This is a genomic window from Thalassospira xiamenensis M-5 = DSM 17429, from assembly GCF_000300235.2.
Taxonomy (GTDB): domain Bacteria; phylum Pseudomonadota; class Alphaproteobacteria; order Rhodospirillales; family Thalassospiraceae; genus Thalassospira; species Thalassospira xiamenensis.
On the sequence record NZ_CP004388.1, the window covers coordinates 3,988,375 to 4,008,411 of the forward strand.

Consider the following 20,037-nt stretch of genomic DNA (forward strand, 5'->3'; position numbering starts at 1 on the left):
TCGACGTTACCTAGCCTTTCAAACCGGCATGAGCCAAAGCAGCAATAAGGTCCGTTCGGGTGACGATGCCGATGATCCGGTGATCTTCAAGGACCGGAACCGCATCACAGGCCCCATCCGCCATCAATGGCAGCAGGGCGGCAATCGGGGTATTTGCCGTTGCCCGCGGTTCTGTCACCGACATGATTTCGATGGCCCGGATCGGGACATTGCGACGACGATCAATCAGGCGCGCCATCGACGCCAGCAATCCGCGATCCAGACGAAGGGCGTCTTCGGTTGCACGCCGGATCAGATGTATCTGGAAAATCACGCCGATAAATCGTCCATCATCCTCAATGACCGGCAATGATGTAAACCCGTGACGGCGGAACAGGTCCGCGACCTCGTTAAGCGGGGTTTTGGCATTCACCGTCACCAGATCGCGTGACATGATCTGACCGGCCGTAATTGGCCCGGCGCGATGGGCCGCGACCTGAAATTCGGCCGCCCCGATCAGGCGTGCGAGGTCTTCGACGCCAAGGTTAAGCGACTGGCGATATTGCTGCAAAATCGAATTCAGCTCCCCCTCGTCCAGACCAAGCCGTTCAATCGGGGAACGGTCGGTTGTCTGAAAGGGGCTCTTGTCATCGAAATGGCGTAACGGATATTTCCGCCCGGTTGCCCGGGCATAAAGTACTGCCGTCAGAACAAGAATGGCCGTGATTGCGGCAACCGGTGTCAGGGCGAACTGAAAGCCAAGCTCGGTCGCGATATCCGGGTTCATCGCAACAACCATCGCAACCGCCCCGCCCGGCGGATGGACGGCACGCGCAACGATCATCACGGTAATCGCAAGCCCGACCGCCACCGCCACCCGCAAAACCGGATCGGGAATCACGTAACAAACCGCAACCCCGGCAAGGGCGGCAACAAAGTTGCCGACAATCGCCGACCACGGCTGCGCAAGCGGACTGTTTGGCACGGCAAACAGCAGCACCGACGACGCCCCAAACGGCGCAATCAGATAAAGCCCCGCCCCCTGCAGATCAAGGAACGACAGAAGAAAACCGGCAATCCCCAGCCCGATCAGCGCCCCAAGCCCGGCACGGATGGCTTCCTTATGCGTGCTGGCCGGTATCGCCGGATAAAGCGCGCGAAAATTGCGAAATTTCATCGGATTGTTTCATTTCCCGGCCCATTATTGAACATTTAATTATTGTTCAATTTTTATAAATGCGATTTTTTCTAGTACTTATAATCCGCATCCCCGTCAATAACGGCAACCGATAAGCGCCCAATAAAAAGGAGGGCACCGGGCCCTCCTTTCAAACTTTTACCGGCAAGACCTTCGGTCGCAATATCTTGCGACAGGCGGGACCACACCCGTACTGGCTGGTAATATTTTACTGTGCGGCAAAAACATATCCGCCATAGGCAACAAGCATCACAATCCCGATCCCCCGCCCGATGGTTTGACGGCGCAACAGCAAAGTCAGGACCAGCGATACCGCGATCATGATCGGCAGATCAAAGGTCAGGAAACGGCTGGCAACCGGGATCGGGGTAATGATCGCGGTCAGGCCAAGAATACCCAGAATGTTGAAAATGTTCGATCCGACGATATTGCCGATGGCAATTTCCGACTGCTTTCGCAACGCCGCGATTAACGAGGTGGCGAGTTCCGGCAAGGATGTGCCAACCGCCACGACCGTAAGCCCGATAAACGCCTCTGACACGCCAAAGGTCCGGGCAATCGTTACCGCCCCATCGACCATGAAGCGCGCGCCAAACATCAACGCCACCAGCCCGCCAATCACCCAGATCAGCGACAGCCACAATCCACGCGCCGGAACCGGCAGATCACCCTCATCGGCAAGTGGCGCATTGGGCGCATTGCGCGACTGGCGATAGGCAAACACAAGATAGGCAACAAGCGACGCAAACAGGATCCCCCCGGCAACCCGCCCCATCATCCCGAAGGCAAAGATCGGCACAAGGGCAATGGCTGCCGCCATCATCACCGCCGTGTCGCGTTTCAGGGTATCGCCAGAAACCCGGATCGGCCAGACAAGCGCTGACACACCCACGATCAGCAGAATATTGGCGATGTTCGATCCCACAACATTGCCAAGCGCAATATCAGAAACCCCGCGCAACGCGGCATCAACCGAAACCAGCAATTCCGGGGTCGATGTGCCAAAGCCAACCACGGTCAAACCAATCAGAAGCGGCGGCATCGCCAGACGCTGCGCAATCCCGACACTGCCACGCACCAGCGCCTCGCCGCCGAAAAACAGACCAACAAGGCCCGCCAGCAACATCAGATATTCCATAACCAAAGCCCCCAAAGCGCTAATGATCAATAGTGTCACAGCATACAGCGCGCAGATGTGTGTGCGTTTCCGACCCTGCGCAAGTGACCCCGATTACATTTCCGCCCGCAAAGCAAAATGGCCGGGAAATTCCCGGCCATTGATGCAGATTTCCAGATGGATATCAATCCCAGCGCTTGGTCGCGCGGATGATTGCATCGGTGTCGATCTGGTAATATTTATACAGATCAATGCTGTCGCCGCACTGACCAAACGCATTGACGCCAAGCGGGGCGACGGCGTGACCGCGGACCGAACCCAACCACGCCAATGCCGCCGGATGACCGTCAATCACCGTGACAAGGCGCGCATCCGATGCCAGCGGTTTCAGAAGGTTTTCGATATGGGCCATGCGGCCATCGGCCTTTCCTTCAAGGCGCGCCCGTTCCAGATCCTGCCATTCGTTATAAAGACGGTCGGTCGATGTCACGGCAAGCAAGCCAGTCCCCGGATGATCGGCTTCAAGCTTTTCCCATGCGGCAATCGCTTCGGGGGCCATCGCCCCGCAATAGGCAATCGCCATTTTGCAATTTTCGCCCGGTTCACGCAGCCAGTAGCCCCCCGATACGATTTCGGATTTGGTGGCATCGGAAAGGTCACGTTCGGGCTGTGCCAGCGGCTTGGTCGACAGGCGCAGATAAACCGATCCGCCATCGGGATTTTGCAGATGATCAAATGACCAGCCCATGATGGTCGCAAGTTCGTCGCCAAAGCTTGGCTCGAAACTGGTCAGACCCGGCTGCCCCATGCCGATCATCGGGGTTGAAATCGACTGATGCGCGCCCCCTTCGGGCGCCAGCGTAATACCGCTTGGCGTGGCAACAACCATAAACCGCGCATCCTGATAACAGGCATAATTCAACGCATCGAGGCCGCGCGCAATGAACGGATCATAAAGCGTTCCAATCGGAAACAGGCGTTGGCCAAACAGGCTGTGCGACAGGCCAAGGGCGGCCAGGTTCAAAAACAGGTTGTTTTCGGCAATGCCCAGTTCGACATGCTGGCCTTCGGGCGATCTGATCCATTTCTGGGCCGAGGGCACCTTGCGTTCGCGGAATTCATCGGCAAGATTTTCGCGCGCAAACAGCCCGCGCTGGTTCACAAACCCGCCAAGGTTGGTCGATACCGTCACATCGGGCGATGTGGTGACGATCCGGTCCGCCAGATCGCTATCCTTCAGTTTCGCAAGCTCGTTCAGGATTTTGCCAAAGACTTCCTGCGTGCTCGATGTATCAACCCGCGCATAGGGCATTTCGGGAATATCGATGACGGTCGCCAGCTTCTTGCGCGATTTGCCATCATTAAACGGGGCGGCGTCGATATAGGCACGCACCTTATCCTCGGCCACGTCAAGACCGGCGGCATAATCCCATTCCTGCCCGTCCCCGATATTGTTCTGTTTTTTGAATGCGTCCATCTGGGCCACATTCATAAGGCCCGCATGGTTGTCCTTGTGCCCCTGAAGCGGGGTGGCATAGCCCTTGACCGTATAGGCGATAAAGATTGTCGGCTTGTCATTGGGCACGGAATCAAACGCATTAAGGACCGCTTCCATGCAATGCCCGCCCAGATTGGTCATCAGGTCATGCAGGGCATCATCATCATAATCGCCAAGCAAACTTGCCAGCGCATTGTCGCCCGGCATATCGCCAAGGATCTGTTTGCGCCATGCAGCTCCCCCCTGGAAGGTCAGGGCGGAATAAACATCGTTCGGCGCCTCGTTCAGCCATTTTTTCAATGACCTGCCACCCGGCTTGGCAAAGGCATCATGCAGTTTGCGGCCATATTTGATGGTGATCACGTTCCAGCCAACCGCACGGAAAAACCGGCCGATCACCCGGAACAGATGCGCATCAATCATGCCATCAAGGCTTTGACGGTTGTAATCGATCACCCACCAGACATTGCGAATGTCATGCTTCCAGGTATCAAGAAGCGCCTCATAGATATTGCCTTCATCGAGTTCCGCATCACCGACAAGGGCCACCATGCGACCGGGCTGCTCCCCACGCGGCAGCATATCCTTGTAACGCAGGTAATCCTGCGTAAGCGCCGCAAAGTTGGTGACCGCCGCCCCAAGCCCGACCGACCCGGTCGAAAAATCAACAACATCGCCATCCTTGGTCCGCGACGGATAGGATTGCGCGCCGCCAAAGGCGCGGAAGTTTTCAAGCTTTTCCCTGGACTGGCGACCGAACAGATAATTGATCGCATGGAAAACCGGCGATGCATGCGGCTTCACCGCGACCCGGTCCTGCGGGCGCAGAACATTGAAATAAAGTGCTGTCATCAGGGTTGTCATCGATGCGCAGCTTGCCTGATGGCCGCCGACCTTGATGCCATCGCGCTTCGGGCGGATATGGTTGGCGTTATGGATGGTCCAGCTTGATAGCCAGCGCACCTTTTTTTCAATCTGGCCCAGCATCTCAAGATCCTTGGCCGCCACGCGCCCGGTCGAGGTTGCTTCGATCATTTCGCCAATTTCAGGTGTGCTGTTCTGTGCTGACATCTTTATCTCGCCTCTCGCTGGCGTTTCGGCCCGGTTGCACCGGTTTTGCCGTACGCCTTATTTCGGTATGGATTTGCGTATTTTTGCTGCTACGCGATGCCAATCAAGCGAAAGCACCAAAAATCGCAGGATTGACGAAACTTTCAAAAAACCCTCGTTCAGCCCACGCAAGTTTTTTGAAATTCGTCGAATGTGGCACACAGGCCCGGAAGGGGTTTTTAGCCGTTTGCGATCCCGATTCGGGAGGCCCTAACGCTGCCAAGGCGGTTGCCGCATGGCGCGGACATTATCCACGCCATGTGCAACCTTAGTACGGAAAATGCCGGATTATTCAGCGGCAATCGCCATCTGATCCCCATCCAGCGCCTGTTCAAGATCAGCCAGAATATCGTCGATGCTTTCAAGACCGGCGGACAGACGGATCAGGCCATCGGTGATCTGATATTCGGCGCGTTCTTCGGGCGTATAGGTCGAATGGGTCATCGATGCCGGGTGCTGGATCAGGGTTTCGGCATCGCCAAGGCTGACCGCGCGCGTGATCATGTTAAGCCCGTTCATAAGCTTGCGGCCCTCTTCGATCCCGCCTTTAAGTTCAAACGCGATCATGCCGCCAAAACGGGCCATCTGCTTTTTCGCCAGTTCATATTGCGCAAAGCTTTCAAGACCGGGATAGAAAACCTTTTCGACCTTCGGGTGGTTTTCAAGGAAGGTCGCGATTTTTTCGGCATTGTCGCAATGGCGTTCCATACGAAGTTCAAGCGTCTTGAGCCCCCGCATCACCAGATTGGCATCCTGCGGCGACAGAACCGCACCGGTCATGTCTTTCAGGCCGACCAGACGGACCTGCTCAAGGTCTTCCGCACGGCCAATCACCGCCCCCGCCGTCAGATCCCCATGACCGCCCAGATATTTGGTTGCCGAATGCACAACAATATCAGCCCCCAGCTCAATCGGGCGCTGCAGATACGGCGTGCAATAGGTGTTATCAACCACGACCTTCGCCCCATGTTTATGGGCAATGTCGGAAATGGCTTCGATATCGACCAGACGCATGTTGGGGTTGGCCGGGGTTTCGAAATAAACGATCTTGGTTTTGTCCGAAATCGCCTTTTCAAGTTCCTTCGGATCGGTCAGATCAACATGGGTATGCTTGATCCCGAATTTCTCAAGCCCGTGGCGGAAATAGGCGAATGTGCAGCCATAAAGCGTGCGATCGACAATGATCTCATCCCCCGGCGCAATGAATGTCCAGAAGACCGACGTAATCGCCCCCATGCCCGATGCGGTCGCAAGGGCCGCCTCACCACCCTCAAGCACCGCCAGACGGCTTTCAAGAAGGGCCAGCGTCGGGTTGCCGATCCGCGAATAGATAAAGCCCTGTTCTTCCCCGGCAAACATCCGCCCGCCCTGCTCGGCGGTTTCGAATGCAAAGGTGGAGCTCATGTAAACCGGCGGGTTCAGCGCGCCATTATGGCTTTGCGGATCATACCCATGATGGATGGCGCGGGTGGCAAAACCGGATTTGGTGTGACGCGGATCAGACATGAAAGGCTCCCGTTATTTGAAATATTCTGCCCCCATCTCCGCAAAGCCCGTGCCAGAATTGAAAAACGTTCCTTTGCAAGGACTTAACGCCATTCCCCATTCATTAACTGTAAACTTAAGTTTACAAAAATCTTCCCATGCACCACGGACAGCACGAAACCATTGGAAAACAGCCCCTTACGACTGTATAGTTTTCGATACAGTGTAAACATTTCGGTACAGTCATGCGTTTTGAAATCACCGGGGAAAACAGGGTCGGCATCACGCGGGACGTCGTCAATGTGCTGGCGGATTTCAAGCTTGATATTCGCGCCTTTGAGGTCACAACCCACCATATCTTTGCCGATATCCCGGCAATCCGCCCGGAACGTTTTCCTCTGCTCGCCCATCGCCTGATGCAGCTACCCGGCATTGAGGACGTCAAACCGATTGACCGCCTGCCGACCGAACGCAGGCGCGCGCAACTTCACGCAACCCTTGCCGCCCTTGGCGATCCGGTGATCGCGGTGGATGCCAACGGCCTGATCGCCCAGGCCAACCCCGCCGCGCAAAATATCGCTGGCTCCCCCGATGCGCCGCTGCGTGACCGGCCACTGGCCGATTTCCTGACCGACCCGGATATTGATGACCTGCGCCAAAGCCATTTCCGCCTGCCGGAACGCGAGGTTACGCTGGGCGGGCAGACCTATCTGCTACAGGTCGAACCCATCGGCCATGTCGATGACGGTACCGATGCCGCCGATGACGCACCATGGGGCGGGGTCATGGTATTTCACCGGGCCGCACGCCTTGGCCGCGTCATGACCGCCCTTCAGGATCGAAGCCACACCGGATTTGACGACATCATCGGCCAAAGTAAGGTCCTGGCACGGGTCAAGGCACAGGCAAAACGCCTGGCTTCGGTCGATGCCCCGCTTCTGATCCTGGGCGAAACCGGCACGGGGAAGGAGCTTTTTGCCCGCGCCTGCCACCGCGCAAGCAACCGGGCCGATCAGCCTTTTCTGGCGCTAAACTGTGCTGCCATGCCCGAAGGACTGGCCGAAAGCGAACTGTTTGGCTATGCCGCCGGGGCCTTTACCAGTGCGCGGCGTGGTGGCAAGCCGGGACTTCTGGAACTGGCCGATGGCGGCACATTGTTTCTCGATGAAATCGGCGAACTGACACCGTATCTGCAGGCGAAGCTTCTGCGCGTGTTGCAGGATGGCCGGTTCCGGCGCGTCGGCGGGACGGATGAAATTGCGGTTGATGTCCGCATCATCAGTGCGACCAACCGCGATCTTGACGCCATGTCGCATGACGGCACATTCCGCGAAGACCTTTATTTCCGCCTTAACGTCCTTGGCATCACCCTGCCGCCCCTGCGCGACCGGCGCGAAGACATTGCCGAACTGGCGCTTTATTTCGTCACCCGCACCGCCCAGCAAACCGAACGCGCAACACCCCATATCGCAAGTGATGCCCTGTCCTGGCTTGCCAGCCACGATTGGCCCGGCAATGTCCGCGAACTGGAAAACACATTATTCCGGGCGGTCGCCCTTCTGGATGGCGACATCCTTACCGCACGCGACCTGACCACAACCGCAAGCAACCCGCCTGCCACGGTCGCGGATGATCCCGGCAGACTCCGCGATCCGGCAAACTCCGCCCCAGCAACCGACCCGATCAATGCCGCCATCGCCCAAGGAACCCTTGCCGAGGGGATGGACATGCTGGAACGTGAAATGCTGATACGCCTATACCCGGATTATCCAAGCTCGCGGAAGCTTGCCGAACGGCTTGGCGTCTCGCACACGGCGATTGCCCGCAAGCTTCGCAAATATGGCATTTCCGGTTGATCTTGCCACCCATGTTGCATTGCGGCATGATCCATAGGGTCAGGACCCATTAATTTGATTGAAATGGTCAATCAGATTTGTGCGGATACGCGAAGCAAAACCGCAGGAAGATATTTATCTTTCAAGGTTTTGCGACAAAGTAGCCCGTGCAAATCCGATTGATCCGAAGGACAGGTGTTATATTTGCGAACTCCGGCGTCAAATCCCTTGTCCGGGATGCCGACCCGCCCGGCGTGCTTCTCCTTGGATTTCGCAAATATAACACCTGCCATTACAATCAAATTAGTGGGCCCTGACCCTCACTTATGAGGAGGAACAACTCCTCACCCACAGGGAGAAACATCATGCTGACAGGCAAATGCGCACTTGTTACCGGCTCCACCAGCGGCATCGGACTTGCGATGGCCAAGGCCCTCGCAGGGGCCGGGGCGGATATCATGCTGAACGGCTTTGGCGACAAGGACGAAATCGAGGCCACCCGCAAATCGCTTGAAACCGAATTTGGCGTGACCGCGCATTACAATGGCGCGGACCTCTCCAAACCCGATCAGATCGAAGCAATGATGATGGACGCCGCCGCAAAATTCGGTGGTGGTGCCGATATCCTGATCAACAATGCCGGCATCCAATACACAGCACTCATCGAAGATTTCCCGCCGGAAAAATGGGATGCGATCATCGCGATCAACCTGACTTCGGCCTTCCACACGACGCGCTTTGCCCTGCCGAACATGAAAAAGAAAAACTGGGGCCGGATCATCAATACCGCATCAGCCCACGGTCTGGTCGCATCGGTGCAAAAGGCCGCCTATGTCGCGGCCAAACACGGCATCATGGGCCTGACCAAGGTAACAGCCCTTGAAACCGCCGAAAGCGGCATCACCGCCAATTCAATCTGCCCGGGCTGGGTACGCACCGAACTGGTCGAACGCCAGATCGAAGCCAAGGCCAAGGAAGGCGGCATTTCCATCGAACAGGCCGCAACCAATCTGGTCTCGGACAAACACCCGTCCAAACAGTTCGTCACCCCCGAACAGATCGGCCAGACCGCCCTGTTCCTGTGCTCGGACGCCGCATCACAGATGACGGGTACGCATATGTCGGTCGATGGTGGCTGGACCGCACAGTAAATTTTTCATGCGCTACTTTGATACCGTTTGGTGTCAAAGTAGCGCATTTTGCTTGAATGATACCGAATAGTTACATAACCTTGCCTCAGGCAAGAAAAAAACCGTTCGGTGACATCATGATCATTCGAAACATTGACGATATTCGGGCGGCCGCGCGTAGCTTACGCAAGCAGCGCGGCCTTACCCAAAGCCAGACCGCGGCCCTTATCGGCTACAGCCGAAAATGGCTATCGTCATTCGAGCGGGGCAGCAGCACCCCACCCATTGACATGATCATTCGCCTGTTCGTTTTACTGGGCAGTCCACTATCGCTGACCGATCTTCAGGCCACCACAACACCAAACGATGCTTCCGAAATCATCGACATTGACGAGGGGCTTTAATGGCACAGGAAGCCTCTGTTCGATTGCACGGTATCGAAATCGGCACACTTGGCACCGACGATAAGGGTGGCCTGCGCTTTCGCTATAGCCCCGATCACATCCAACGATCTGCCACTGCTCAAACCGTCACCCCCCAACTGTCCCTTCGCCTGCCGGTGCCGCCCCAAGCGGTTGAAAATCACTGGTTTGATGATGCTGAATGCGGGCCTTTCTTTGCCGGGCTGTTGCCGGACAACAAATTGACCCGCCGAAAACTTGCTCTTGTTCTAAGCAAAGATCACGACATCGCCGCAGATGACGAATTTGCAATGCTATTTGCCCTTGGCAAGGATTGTGCGGGGGCCGTATCCATCGCCCCGGTCGGTACTGCTGAAACCCCCGAAGATACAACCCATCCGGAATATCGCATTCTCGACGAAGCAGAACTTGCCAGGCACATCCGCGACTTGCCCGCACGTCCCCTATTCGTTGATGCGCAAGGCGAAGTCCGCATTTCGCTGGCAGGCGTGCATGACAAGGCCGTTGTTATTCGAACCGGCGAAAAGATTGCCCTGCCGCATGGCAACACACCAAGTTCCCACATCCTCAAGACCGATATTCAGGGCCTTCCGGAATCGATCCGCGTCGAACATTATTGCCTTGAAATCGCCCGTGAAATCGGGCTTCCCTGCCCCCGGTCACACATTTTGCAGGCAGAAGATCAGATTTTCATGCTTGTCGCACGATACGACCGGACATTGCGCGAAAGATCCGGCCAACGATATCTGACCCGCCTGCATCAGGAAGATTTCTGTCAGGCGCTCGGATATTTTCCGCACCAGAAATACGAGCGTGACGGCGGCCCAAACTGGAAAAAAATGTTTGCCGCGCTGGATTTCAGCCTCGATCCTGCCCGCGATAAACTGCTGCTGCTACGATATGCGATTTTCCAATATCTTGTCGGCAATCCTGATGCGCATGCCAAAAATTACAGCCTGATCTGGCAGGCTGGCGGTGTGCGCCTCGCCCCGCTTTATGACCTCAATAACGCCGCAGCATTCCGTAATTTTTACAAAGAGCAACGCATTCTCCTTGCCATGTCCATCGGTGGCGAACGCAACCCGAAACTGCTTGGCCGCGAACATTGGGAATCTTTTGCATCCGATATCAATATCAGCCCGAAACTGGTGATCGACGAACTTGCAACACTCGCCAGCCTGACCGAAAAAGCAGCAACCAAACTGCGCCAAGCCACGCGCGGAACAATTGCGGATACAAGCCTGCTTGATCTCGCCTTGGAAGACATTAAATCGCGCTGCCAGAACCATTAAGCGATACCGAACGGTATCATTTCCTCGATTTCAAGACGAATGATACCGTTCGGTAACAAAGTCACCCCAAATACCGCCCCAAATGCTCCACCAGCATCCTGATCTTGGGGCTAAGGTGCCGATTGGTCGGATACAGCGCCCAGATGCCCTCATCGGTCGGCTGGAATTTGGACAGGACCGGGATCAGATCACCACTGGCGATCCACGGATCGACGTAATAATCCGGCAACTGGACAATGCCGATGCCCTTAAGCGCCGCATCCAAAAGCGCCTGCCCGCTATTGGCGTGGATCGAGCCATGAATGCGGATGGTCCGTTCGCGGCCATCTTCTTCAAACCGCCAGTAATCCAGCGTCCCGACAAGGCAGTTATGGCGCGCAAGCTCCGAAAGCGAATGCGGCTCGCCACGCTTGGAAAGATAGGCTGGCGATGCGCAGGCATAAAGGCGGCGGGTTGAAAGCTGCTGGCTCATCAAACTGCCGGTCGTGCCATCAAGCCGCCCAAGCCGGATCGCCATGTCATAGCCTTCCAGCACCAGATCAAGTTTCTGGTTGGTAAACCGACACTGGACTTCAAGTTCCGGATAGCGGGCGACGAAATCATTGACCAGCGGTGCAATCACGGTTTCGCCATAGGTTGTCGGCGCGGTCAGTTTAAGCTTGCCGCGCGGCACCTGTGTCAGGGTACCGATTGCCCGTTCCGCATCCTGCAAACCATCCAGCAATTGTCGGCAATGCTGGTAATAAACCTGTCCGGCTTCGGTAGCACTAACCTTGCGCGTGGTGCGGTAAAAAAGCTGCACGCCAAGCTTTTCTTCTAACGCGGTGATCTGGCGGCTGACCTGGGCCACGGAAATGCCAAGCTGCCTGGCGGCTGCCGTAAAGCTTTTGCGTTCCGTCACCGCGACAAATTCGCTGATCCCGTCCCACGCATTCATTATTACATCACCGTAAAAGTCATTTACCGAAATACCGGATTATCAGATCAGGGGAAATAAATACACTGTTGGCAGTAAATCATTCAAGCCGGAGGAGCGACATGAGCGCCCAAACCATCACCTGCAAAGCCGCCATTGCCTGGGAAGCGGGCAAGCCGCTATCGATTGAAGACGTTCAGGTCGCCCCGCCCAAGGCCGGTGAAGTCCGGGTGCGCATCGTTGCCACCGGCGTTTGCCACACCGATGCCTTCACCCTGTCGGGCGAAGACCCCGAAGGCATTTTCCCCGCCATCCTTGGCCATGAAGGCGGCGGGATTGTTGAATCAATCGGCGAAGGTGTCACCAGCGTTGCGGTCGGCGATCACGTGATCCCGCTTTACACTCCGGAATGCGGCGAATGCAAATTCTGCAAATCGGGCAAAACCAACCTGTGCCAGAAAATCCGCGCCACCCAGGGCAAGGGCCTTATGCCCGATGGCACCACGCGCTTCTCGCAAAACGGCAAGCCGATTTACCATTATATGGGCTGCTCGACCTTCTCGGAATATACCGTTCTGCCGGAAATCTCGATTGCCAAGGTCAACAAAACCGCCCCGCTTGAAGAAGTCTGCCTGCTGGGTTGCGGTGTCACGACCGGCATGGGGGCTGCGACCAACGCCGCCAAGGTCAAACCGGGCGATAGTGTTGCCATTTTCGGTCTGGGCGGCATCGGCCTTTCGGCCATCATCGGCTGCAAAATGGCCGGTGCCAGCCGCATCATCGCCATTGATATCAACGAAAAGAAATTCGAACTCGCCAAGCAGCTTGGCGCGACCGATTGCATCAACCCGCAAAAATTCGATAAGCCGATTCAGGAAGTCATCGTTGATATGACCGATGGCGGCGTTGAATACAGCTTTGAATGCATCGGCAATGTCAATGTCATGCGGTCCGCCCTTGAATGCTGCCACAAGGGTTGGGGGGAGTCGGTGATCATCGGTGTCGCCGGTGCCGGTCAGGAAATCTCGACCCGCCCGTTCCAGCTTGTCACCGGTCGCGTCTGGCGCGGCACCGCCTTTGGCGGGGTCAAGGGCCGGTCGGAACTGCCCGATTATGTTGAACGCTACCTTAAGGGCGAATTCAAACTGTCCGATTTCATCACCCACACCATGAAGCTTGAAGACATCAACGAAGCTTTCGACCTGATGCATGAAGGCGAAAGCATCCGTTCGGTCATTCACTATTAAGACCAATCAGCTTCATGAAATAAAACCGCCTTGCCGGTAAAATTCCGGCAAGGTGGACGAACGGGAGAATAAAATGGGCATCGAAAATTCATCCAGCAACAAGGTATTCGGCGGCTGGCACAAACAATATACCCACAGGTCCGATGTGCTGGGCTGCGATATGCGGTTTGCCATCTTCCTGCCGCGTCAGGCGGGCAAGGGCAACCGTGTGCCGGTGATGTACTGGCTATCGGGACTGACCTGCACGGATGAAAACTTCATGCAGAAGGCCGGCGCGTTTCGCATCGCAAGCGAGCTTGGCATTGCCATCGTCGCCCCCGACACCAGCCCGCGCGGCGACCATGTGACCGATGACGAAGAAGAAGCCTATGACTTCGGCAAGGGGGCCGGTTTTTACGTCAACGCGACGCAGGAACCCTGGGCGCGCAATTACCGCATGTATGATTACGTGACCCAGGAGCTTCCGGCCCTTGTGCGTGATCATTTCCCGATTTCCGATGATGCGGTGATTTCCGGCCATTCGATGGGCGGGCACGGCGCGCTTATGATCGCGCTTAAAAACCCGGGCATGTTCAAATCGGTAACGGCCTTTTCGCCGATTTCAAACCCGATCAATTGCCCGTGGGGCCAGAAGGCGCTTGGCAATTATCTCGGTGATGACAAATCCGCCTGGAAACAGTGGGACAGCTCGGAACTGATGAAGGCCGCCACCGCCAAGGATATGCAAACGCCAGCCCTTGTCGATCAGGGCGATGCCGATGGCTTCCTGACCGAGCAGCTTAAACCCGATACGCTTTTTGCCGCCGCAAGCCACGCCGGTTATCCGCTGAACCTGCGCATGCAGGAAGGCTACGACCACAGCTATTACTTCATCGCGAGCTTTATCGAAGACCATCTGCGTTTCCACGCATGGCACCTTGGTATCGCCTGAGATCAGGCAATCACATCAGAACCCGCACCCAAGCGGTTTTCACCCGGCACGCGCCTCGTCCCTGTAGGCGTGCCGGGTCTTTTTTTGATTAATCCGGGTCGAAGCTGCGCGCATCAATGGCATCGGCCACATCGTCCGCCGTTTTAAGCGTGCGGATGATCAGCGGCACGACAAGTGCCAGCACCGATTTATCATGTCCGCGCGCCCGTTGCGCATCGCGGATTTCATGACCGATTTGCGCAATCACCGGGATGAATCGCAACACCATCGAAAACGCCAGACTGACCTTTTCCGGGTTAACCCCAAACCGCGCCAGCGGCTTCATCGCCCGCTCCAACGCGGCCAGCATGTCCGACGTTCTGGTCGTCAGGGTGACAAGCCCGGCGAAGGTAACAATCGCGGCGAGCCGGAAAATCACCACAAGCCCCGCCTGCCAGTCATGGAGCCAAAGCTGCACGGCAAAGAACAAAGCCAGCAACCACAGGATCGGCCTGATCTGCGCCCAAAGGATGCGCGGGCCAAAACCCGAAACCGGATACAGGACAAAAACCGTCACCAGCACCCCCGCCAGAACCGGCCAGTCAGGGATCAGAAAAACACCGGTCCCCAGCAGGACAAGGGCAAGCACCTTTAACCCCGCCGCCGCCCGATGCAGCGCGGAATTGCCATCGATGTAAAGTCCGGCAATCACGCCATCATCTCCCGATAGCGGGGAATGGCGATGGCCGGGACATCGTCACAGGCGATGCGGCCATTTTCAAACACCAGAACCCGGTCATAACCGGCGATCAGATCAAGGTCATGGGAAACCGTAATCACGGTCTGATCCAGTTCGGCAATCGCCCGTTCGACCCGGTTACGATTGCGCAGGTCAAGCAAGGTGGTCGGCTCGTCAAAGATGATGTAACGCGGCGCCATCACCAGCACCCCGGAAATCGCCAGAAGCTGTTTCTGCCCCCCGCTTAACAAATGGCTGGGATGGTTGCGAAATTCCGACAGGCCATATCGCGCAAGGACTTCGTCGATACGACGGTCAATCTCGTCCTTTGGCAGTTTAAGCGCCTTCAGGCCAAAGGCGATGTCTTCCTCGACCACCGGATAGACGATCTGATTATCCGGGTTCTGAAAAACAAAGCCGACATGGCGGCGCAATTTGCGCCCGTCCTTGGCAGCATCGAAGTCATCGACGCGCACAATCCCCGACGATGCCACCTGAAGCCCGTTCAGCAGCCGGACAAAGGTGCTTTTGCCCGATCCGTTGGCCCCGACAATCCCGATCCGCTTTTCGCAAAGTGACAGTGAAATATCGTCAAGCACGCGACGCTGATCAAATTCCACGGTGACATTTTCAAGCGTGATCATCGGCACCCGGCGCAAAATTTCAGACAAGGGATAACAGCAAAAGGCGCGACCTTCGGATCGCGCCTCATCAAAACCTAGCGTGCCTTGGAAATCAAGGGATAGGCACGGCGCACGGCAAGGCAGGCTGCGGTTGCAATCGCAACCTTGATCACATCGCCAATCAGGAACGGTGCGGCCCCGACGGTCGCCTTCCAGTAACTGACATCAACAACGATGCTGACCCAAAGATTGCCAATCGCATACAGGACAACAATCCCGCCAACCGCAATCGACAATGCCGCGTTGAAGATATTCAGCCTGTCCCAGAATTTTTCAATCAGCAGGCCGATCACGAAGGCCGAAATCACCCAGCCAACGATAAATCCGCCCGTCGCCCCCAGAAGAACACCAAAACCACCGCGACCACCCGACAGAAGCGGCAGACCAAGCGCCACCAGCACAACAAACAGCAGGATCGAAAGCCCGCCACGACGCGCCCCCAAAATCGCCCCGGCCAGCATCGGCCCCAACGATTGCGCGGTCACCGGCACCCCGGTAATCGGCAGGGTGATGGGTGGAAACAGCCCAAGCACAGCGGTCACTGCGGCAAACAGCGCGACATAGACGATATCTTTGGTGTTCATGATTTTACGATCCTTCCTTCCCGTTCTCCCCGGCGAAGGGATAGCCGCAAAACCGCAGACCGCCAAGCAAAATGACGCTTCATTCCCATCAGGATGGGATAAGGATCGCCAAATAGGTTTTTGGTTTCAGAAACTTGTCGCGGATTAATCGCTGCTTTGCTCAGCAAAGGATTTAAGCCGCATCAGGGCAGAATCCCAGCGCCCCGCAACATGGTCAAGCCACGCCCGCGCAAGGGCCAACCGATCCGGGCAAAAAGCATATCGGCTTTCGCGGCCGATCCGATGACTTTCGACCAGCCCCGCCATTTCAAGCACGCGCAAATGTTTCGTCACCGCCTGCCGGGTCATGTCGGCATCATTGGAAAGAGATGCGATTGACCGCGCCTGACCGTCCGATAGCCGATCAAAAATCGCCAGTCGGGTCGGATCGCCCAAAGCGGCAAAGATTTCGGCAAAACCCGGATCACCACCAGATCCCGGCATGTGATTTTCAGTTTTCGACATATTTCCTGATATTTTCCAACTGGAACGCCCAGCCATTTGTGTTGGCCTGCAAGGCCGCCGAAAGACGATGTGCAGGCAGTTTGTCAAAGCCGATTTCACGCACGGTCACCCGTGTCACACCCGCTTTTTCTTCAAGCCAGAATTCGACAAGCGTTTCCGGCTCCCTGCTGTAATCCACATCCGGCTCAATCGCATAGGGATGCCACGTATAGGCAAAATAGGCCGGTTCCTCCATCGCCTTGATGGTCGATTGCCATTTCACATGCGTGAAACCTTCAATCGTGATCTGGCCATTTGAAACCTGCCCGACGACAAAGGCATCTTTGATATTCACACCAAACCATGTTCCGAATTGCCTGTGATCCGTCAAGGCAGTCCAGACACGCTGGCGCGGAGCGTTGATCTCGATTTTCTTTTCAATGCTATTGGTCATTTAAGCAACCTCCTGGTTGCATTTAATCTGACATACAACATCCCAATACGCAACCCAGAAGTTGCGCATTTAATTTACCATCCTCGCCCACAAACGGCCTTCGGTCCCACAGCGCACTCCGATCACTCCCGGCCATGTCAACATTTCCGACAACCGAAGAAGCCCAGACACATTTCGGGCGTCTGCCATCCTCGCCAACTGACAATCTCCGCGCCCACCACCCGCTTCGGTCACTTTCGGCCAAGGTGACATTTCCGGCAAACGATGAAGCCCGGACGCACCTCGGGCGTCTGCCATCCTCGCCAACTGACAATCTCCGGGCCCACCACCCGCTCCGGTCACTTTCGGCCACGGTGACATTTCCGGCAAACGATGGAGCCCAGACACACCTCGGGCGTCTACCATCCTCACCGACGGACAGCCTTCGGGCTCACCCCTCGCTCCGGTCACTTTCGGCAATCGTGGTTTTACCGCAACCGATGGAGCCCGGACACACTTCGGGCGTATGGCCCCCAATGGTCCACCATCGACGGGTCACAGATCACCGCTGCCCGCTGCTGCCATCGCTGCCGCTCCCGGCAAATCTAACGCTCCCTCTCCAACAAGACGCACCTCTCCCGTCATGACAAATGACCGGGTTAGCCCCCTTAGTCCTCTGCCTTAGTCCTTAGGCAGAATGCCGCCGTAACGGCTTCGCCATCCGCCGGTCAATACCCTGCGGATCGCCCCGCCACCCTGCCTCAATCTTTGCCGCATCATCCTGATCACCTCTTTCATCCGGCCCCAAACGCAAAAACCCGCAAGGCTCAAGGCCTCGCGGGTTTCGGTCCGGGTGGATTTCTCCCGTTGACTTTTCTCTTATGCCATAATTAAAAGAACAGATCAAGAACTTTTTGAAAAAAGTTTTATATGCAGTCCGCGCACGCGACTATCGTCCGTGCTCCACCTTCCGGCCAAATAGTTCAGGCCCGGCCATTTTCAGGCCGGGCCTGTGTGCTCCCGTCATCCGGTATTATTGCGTCCTGATCCCCATCAGGACGCGGCGGATTGACGGAGCCCCCCTGTCTCGATGATGAAATTCTTGACGTCTTCAAGGCCATCCATCGCCTTGAGATTGGTAAACAGGAACGGACGGGTGCCGCGCATTTTTCTGGCGTCGCGGTCCATCACCCCCAGATCGGCCCCGACAAGCGGTGCCAGATCGGTTTTGTTGATCACCAGCAGATCGGACCGCGTGATGCCAGGCCCCCCTTTGCGCGGGATTTTGTCGCCCGCCGAAACATCGATGACATAGATGGTGATATCGGCCAGTTCCGGCGAAAAGGTCGCCGACAGGTTATCGCCACCCGATTCAATAAAGATCGCCTCAAGCCCCGGATGTTTGGCGCTCATATCCTCGACCGCGGCAAGGTTGATCGATGCGTCTTCGCGAATGGCGGTATGCGGGCAGCCCCCCGTTTCAACACCGGCAATGCGGTCCGCGGCCAATGCACCCGACCGGGTCATGAATTCGGCATCTTCGCGGGTGTAAATATCATTGGTGATCGCGGCGATATTGAACTCGTCGCGCATGGCCTTGCACAGCCGTTCCAGAAGGGCGGTTTTGCCCGAACCAACCGGGCCACCGATACCGATGCGAAGGGGGGAGCTCATGATCTGAAAAGCCTCGTATATTGGGTTTCATGTTTCATCGACGTCCAGTCAACCATCGGGGCCGCCGCCCCAAGATTGACCAGATCGCTATTCATCGCGGTTTCGGTCGCCATCGCCACCGCCGCATCAAGGGATGCCAGGGTTCGCACCCCATCGGTCTGCCCCAACGGCACCAGACGCACGGCACTCGACACCAGATTGGCCGCCATCGCGTGCAAAAACGCGCTCAGCGCATCGCGCAACGGCACATCCGCCTCGGCCGCGGCAATACCCACCGCAACCGGATAGGATGGCAGACGATCATCATCGCGCATTCGTTTGGCCCAGCGGGTCAAAATGCCATCGCCCCAGACCTTTTGCGCGGTCGAGACAAAGGCACGCCCCTGCGCCGTTGCCTCCAGCGCCATTTCAGCCGTCCCGCGCCAGCAATCGGCATCCACCCCGATATCAAACAGCGCATCCATATCCCCTGCGCGCGCCGCCCGCCATGCGGCACAAAACAGCACCGCATCAATCCGCCCGGCACCGAATTCCAGAACCCCTTCGATCCAGGTCGTCAGGCTTTCGGCACTGATGACCCGGCGATCCTCGACCGCGTATTCGACACCATGGGAATAGGTATAGGCACCAACCGGGAATGACGGGCTAAGCCATGTCATCAACCGCATCAGGCCACCCGGCGTCAGGTTGGCGGGGGAACGGGGATCAAGTTCAGTGGTCATGCGGCTCCCCGATTGCGTGGGCGTGCGCATGAGAATGGGAATGCCCGTGAGAATGCGCATGATCATGATTGTGACCGTCATGATCATGCGGTTCTTCGAAATGATCATTGCCGTGGCTGTGACCATGGCCACCGCCGCCCAGCCCGTGATAGGCCCCATTCAGCGGATCAAACGGGGCAACTTCGGCAAAAACAACACCGCCCAGCCCCTCCACCATATCGCGCATGACATGATCATCAATGATGCGAAGCCGCCCGTCTTTCAGGACCTGAAGCGGGGTATGACGGTTGCCGATATGCCATGCCATTTTGGTAGTCGCAATCGGGCCGGAACAGGTAATCGTCAGGACATCTTCGGCAGCCGCGCGCACCACGATCACCCCGCCATCGACCAGACGCAACCGGTCGCCATCCCCCAATCGCACGGCATGGGGCAGATCAAGCAGGAACGCATCCCCGGCATCATCCAACAGCCGGATACGCCGCCGGTGACGGTCGGCAAAGGCAAGTGTCACCGTACCGCGCACCTCGGATGTGTCGGACTGGCTGACCGGGATATGTTCAATGGCGCGACGCATGAT

19 protein-coding genes are annotated in these 20,037 nt (G+C 56.8%); 6 read left to right on the forward strand and 13 right to left on the reverse strand.

Annotated features, from left to right (window positions below; genetic code table 11):
* Window positions 1-10: 10 nt before the first annotated feature.
* The 4 genes from TH3_RS18420 to TH3_RS18435 form a co-directional block, all read right to left on the reverse strand.
* Entirely contained in the window at window positions 11-1,156 is a 1,146-nt protein-coding gene (locus TH3_RS18420; RefSeq protein WP_007088885.1) for an HPP family protein, read from the reverse strand.
* 229 nt (window positions 1,157-1,385) lie between these two features.
* Window positions 1,386-2,315, reverse strand: coding sequence for a calcium/sodium antiporter (locus TH3_RS18425; protein ID WP_007088884.1), 930 nt, complete (start codon window positions 2,313-2,315; stop codon window positions 1,386-1,388).
* Window positions 2,316-2,478: 163 nt separating this feature from the next.
* A complete protein-coding gene (locus TH3_RS18430) occupies window positions 2,479-4,863 on the reverse strand; it encodes a transketolase (protein ID WP_007088883.1) in 2,385 nt (794 codons plus the stop codon).
* 327 nt (window positions 4,864-5,190) lie between these two features.
* Window positions 5,191-6,408, reverse strand: coding sequence for a methionine gamma-lyase (locus TH3_RS18435; RefSeq protein ID WP_007088882.1), 1,218 nt, complete (start codon window positions 6,406-6,408; stop codon window positions 5,191-5,193).
* A 224-nt stretch (window positions 6,409-6,632) separates the two neighbouring features.
* Between TH3_RS18435 and TH3_RS18440 the strand changes: the two genes are divergently transcribed.
* The 4 genes from TH3_RS18440 (at window position 6,633) to TH3_RS18460 (ending at window position 11,066) form a co-directional block, all read left to right on the forward strand.
* A complete protein-coding gene (locus TH3_RS18440) occupies window positions 6,633-8,243 on the forward strand; it encodes a sigma-54-dependent transcriptional regulator (protein ID WP_007088881.1) in 1,611 nt (536 codons plus the stop codon).
* Window positions 8,244-8,587: 344 nt separating this feature from the next.
* On the forward strand, window positions 8,588-9,373 hold the full coding sequence (locus TH3_RS18450) for a 3-hydroxybutyrate dehydrogenase (RefSeq protein ID WP_007088879.1): 786 nt from the start codon (window positions 8,588-8,590) through the stop codon (window positions 9,371-9,373).
* Window positions 9,374-9,489: 116 nt separating this feature from the next.
* Window positions 9,490-9,756, forward strand: a complete 267-nt coding sequence (locus tag TH3_RS22510; protein WP_007088878.1) for a helix-turn-helix domain-containing protein — start codon at window positions 9,490-9,492, stop codon at window positions 9,754-9,756.
* A complete protein-coding gene (locus tag TH3_RS18460) occupies window positions 9,756-11,066 on the forward strand; it encodes a type II toxin-antitoxin system HipA family toxin (RefSeq protein ID WP_007088877.1) in 1,311 nt (436 codons plus the stop codon). The genes TH3_RS22510 and TH3_RS18460 overlap by 1 nt, the downstream gene beginning before the upstream one ends.
* Window positions 11,067-11,127: 61 nt before the next feature.
* Here TH3_RS18460 and TH3_RS18465 read toward each other — a convergent pair whose 3' ends face one another.
* Window positions 11,128-12,003, reverse strand: a complete 876-nt coding sequence (locus TH3_RS18465) for a LysR substrate-binding domain-containing protein (protein ID WP_007088876.1) — start codon at window positions 12,001-12,003, stop codon at window positions 11,128-11,130.
* A 116-nt stretch (window positions 12,004-12,119) separates the two neighbouring features.
* Between TH3_RS18465 and TH3_RS18470 the strand changes: the two genes are divergently transcribed.
* Both TH3_RS18470 and fghA read left to right on the forward strand, forming a co-directional pair.
* On the forward strand, window positions 12,120-13,229 hold the full coding sequence (locus tag TH3_RS18470) for an S-(hydroxymethyl)glutathione dehydrogenase/class III alcohol dehydrogenase (RefSeq protein ID WP_174441870.1): 1,110 nt from the start codon (window positions 12,120-12,122) through the stop codon (window positions 13,227-13,229).
* A gap of 73 nt (window positions 13,230-13,302) precedes the next feature.
* Window positions 13,303-14,160, forward strand: a complete 858-nt coding sequence (gene fghA / locus TH3_RS18475) for an S-formylglutathione hydrolase (protein WP_007088874.1) — start codon at window positions 13,303-13,305, stop codon at window positions 14,158-14,160.
* An 88-nt stretch (window positions 14,161-14,248) separates the two neighbouring features.
* Here the strand turns inward: fghA and TH3_RS18480 are convergent, their stop codons facing one another.
* From TH3_RS18480 to TH3_RS18515, 8 genes are all read right to left on the reverse strand, one after another.
* Window positions 14,249-14,851, reverse strand: a complete 603-nt coding sequence (locus tag TH3_RS18480; RefSeq protein WP_007088873.1) for an energy-coupling factor transporter transmembrane component T family protein — start codon at window positions 14,849-14,851, stop codon at window positions 14,249-14,251.
* Window positions 14,848-15,522 carry an energy-coupling factor ABC transporter ATP-binding protein gene (locus tag TH3_RS18485; RefSeq protein WP_007088872.1) on the reverse strand — a complete coding sequence of 225 codons (675 nt, stop codon included), beginning with the start codon at window positions 15,520-15,522 and terminating at the stop codon, window positions 14,848-14,850. Before TH3_RS18485 ends, TH3_RS18480 begins: the two co-directional genes overlap by 4 nt.
* A gap of 74 nt (window positions 15,523-15,596) precedes the next feature.
* Complete coding sequence (locus tag TH3_RS18490) at window positions 15,597-16,145, reverse strand: biotin transporter BioY (protein ID WP_007088871.1); 549 nt, start codon at window positions 16,143-16,145, stop codon at window positions 15,597-15,599.
* Window positions 16,146-16,289: 144 nt separating this feature from the next.
* Window positions 16,290-16,649: an ArsR/SmtB family transcription factor gene (locus TH3_RS18495; RefSeq protein ID WP_007088870.1), complete on the reverse strand. Its 360-nt coding sequence runs from the start codon at window positions 16,647-16,649 to the stop codon at window positions 16,290-16,292.
* Window positions 16,636-17,082: an SRPBCC family protein gene (locus TH3_RS18500; RefSeq protein ID WP_007088869.1), complete on the reverse strand. Its 447-nt coding sequence runs from the start codon at window positions 17,080-17,082 to the stop codon at window positions 16,636-16,638. Before TH3_RS18500 ends, TH3_RS18495 begins: the two co-directional genes overlap by 14 nt.
* Window positions 17,083-18,114: 1,032 nt before the next feature.
* On the reverse strand, window positions 18,115-18,735 hold the full coding sequence (gene ureG / locus TH3_RS18505; RefSeq protein WP_007088868.1) for an urease accessory protein UreG: 621 nt from the start codon (window positions 18,733-18,735) through the stop codon (window positions 18,115-18,117).
* Window positions 18,732-19,457 carry an urease accessory protein UreF gene (locus TH3_RS18510; RefSeq protein ID WP_007088867.1) on the reverse strand — a complete coding sequence of 242 codons (726 nt, stop codon included), beginning with the start codon at window positions 19,455-19,457 and terminating at the stop codon, window positions 18,732-18,734. The genes ureG and TH3_RS18510 overlap by 4 nt, the downstream gene beginning before the upstream one ends.
* Window positions 19,447-20,034, reverse strand: coding sequence for an urease accessory protein UreE (locus TH3_RS18515; RefSeq protein ID WP_007088866.1), 588 nt, complete (start codon window positions 20,032-20,034; stop codon window positions 19,447-19,449). Before TH3_RS18515 ends, TH3_RS18510 begins: the two co-directional genes overlap by 11 nt.
* Window positions 20,035-20,037: the final 3 nt, after the last annotated feature.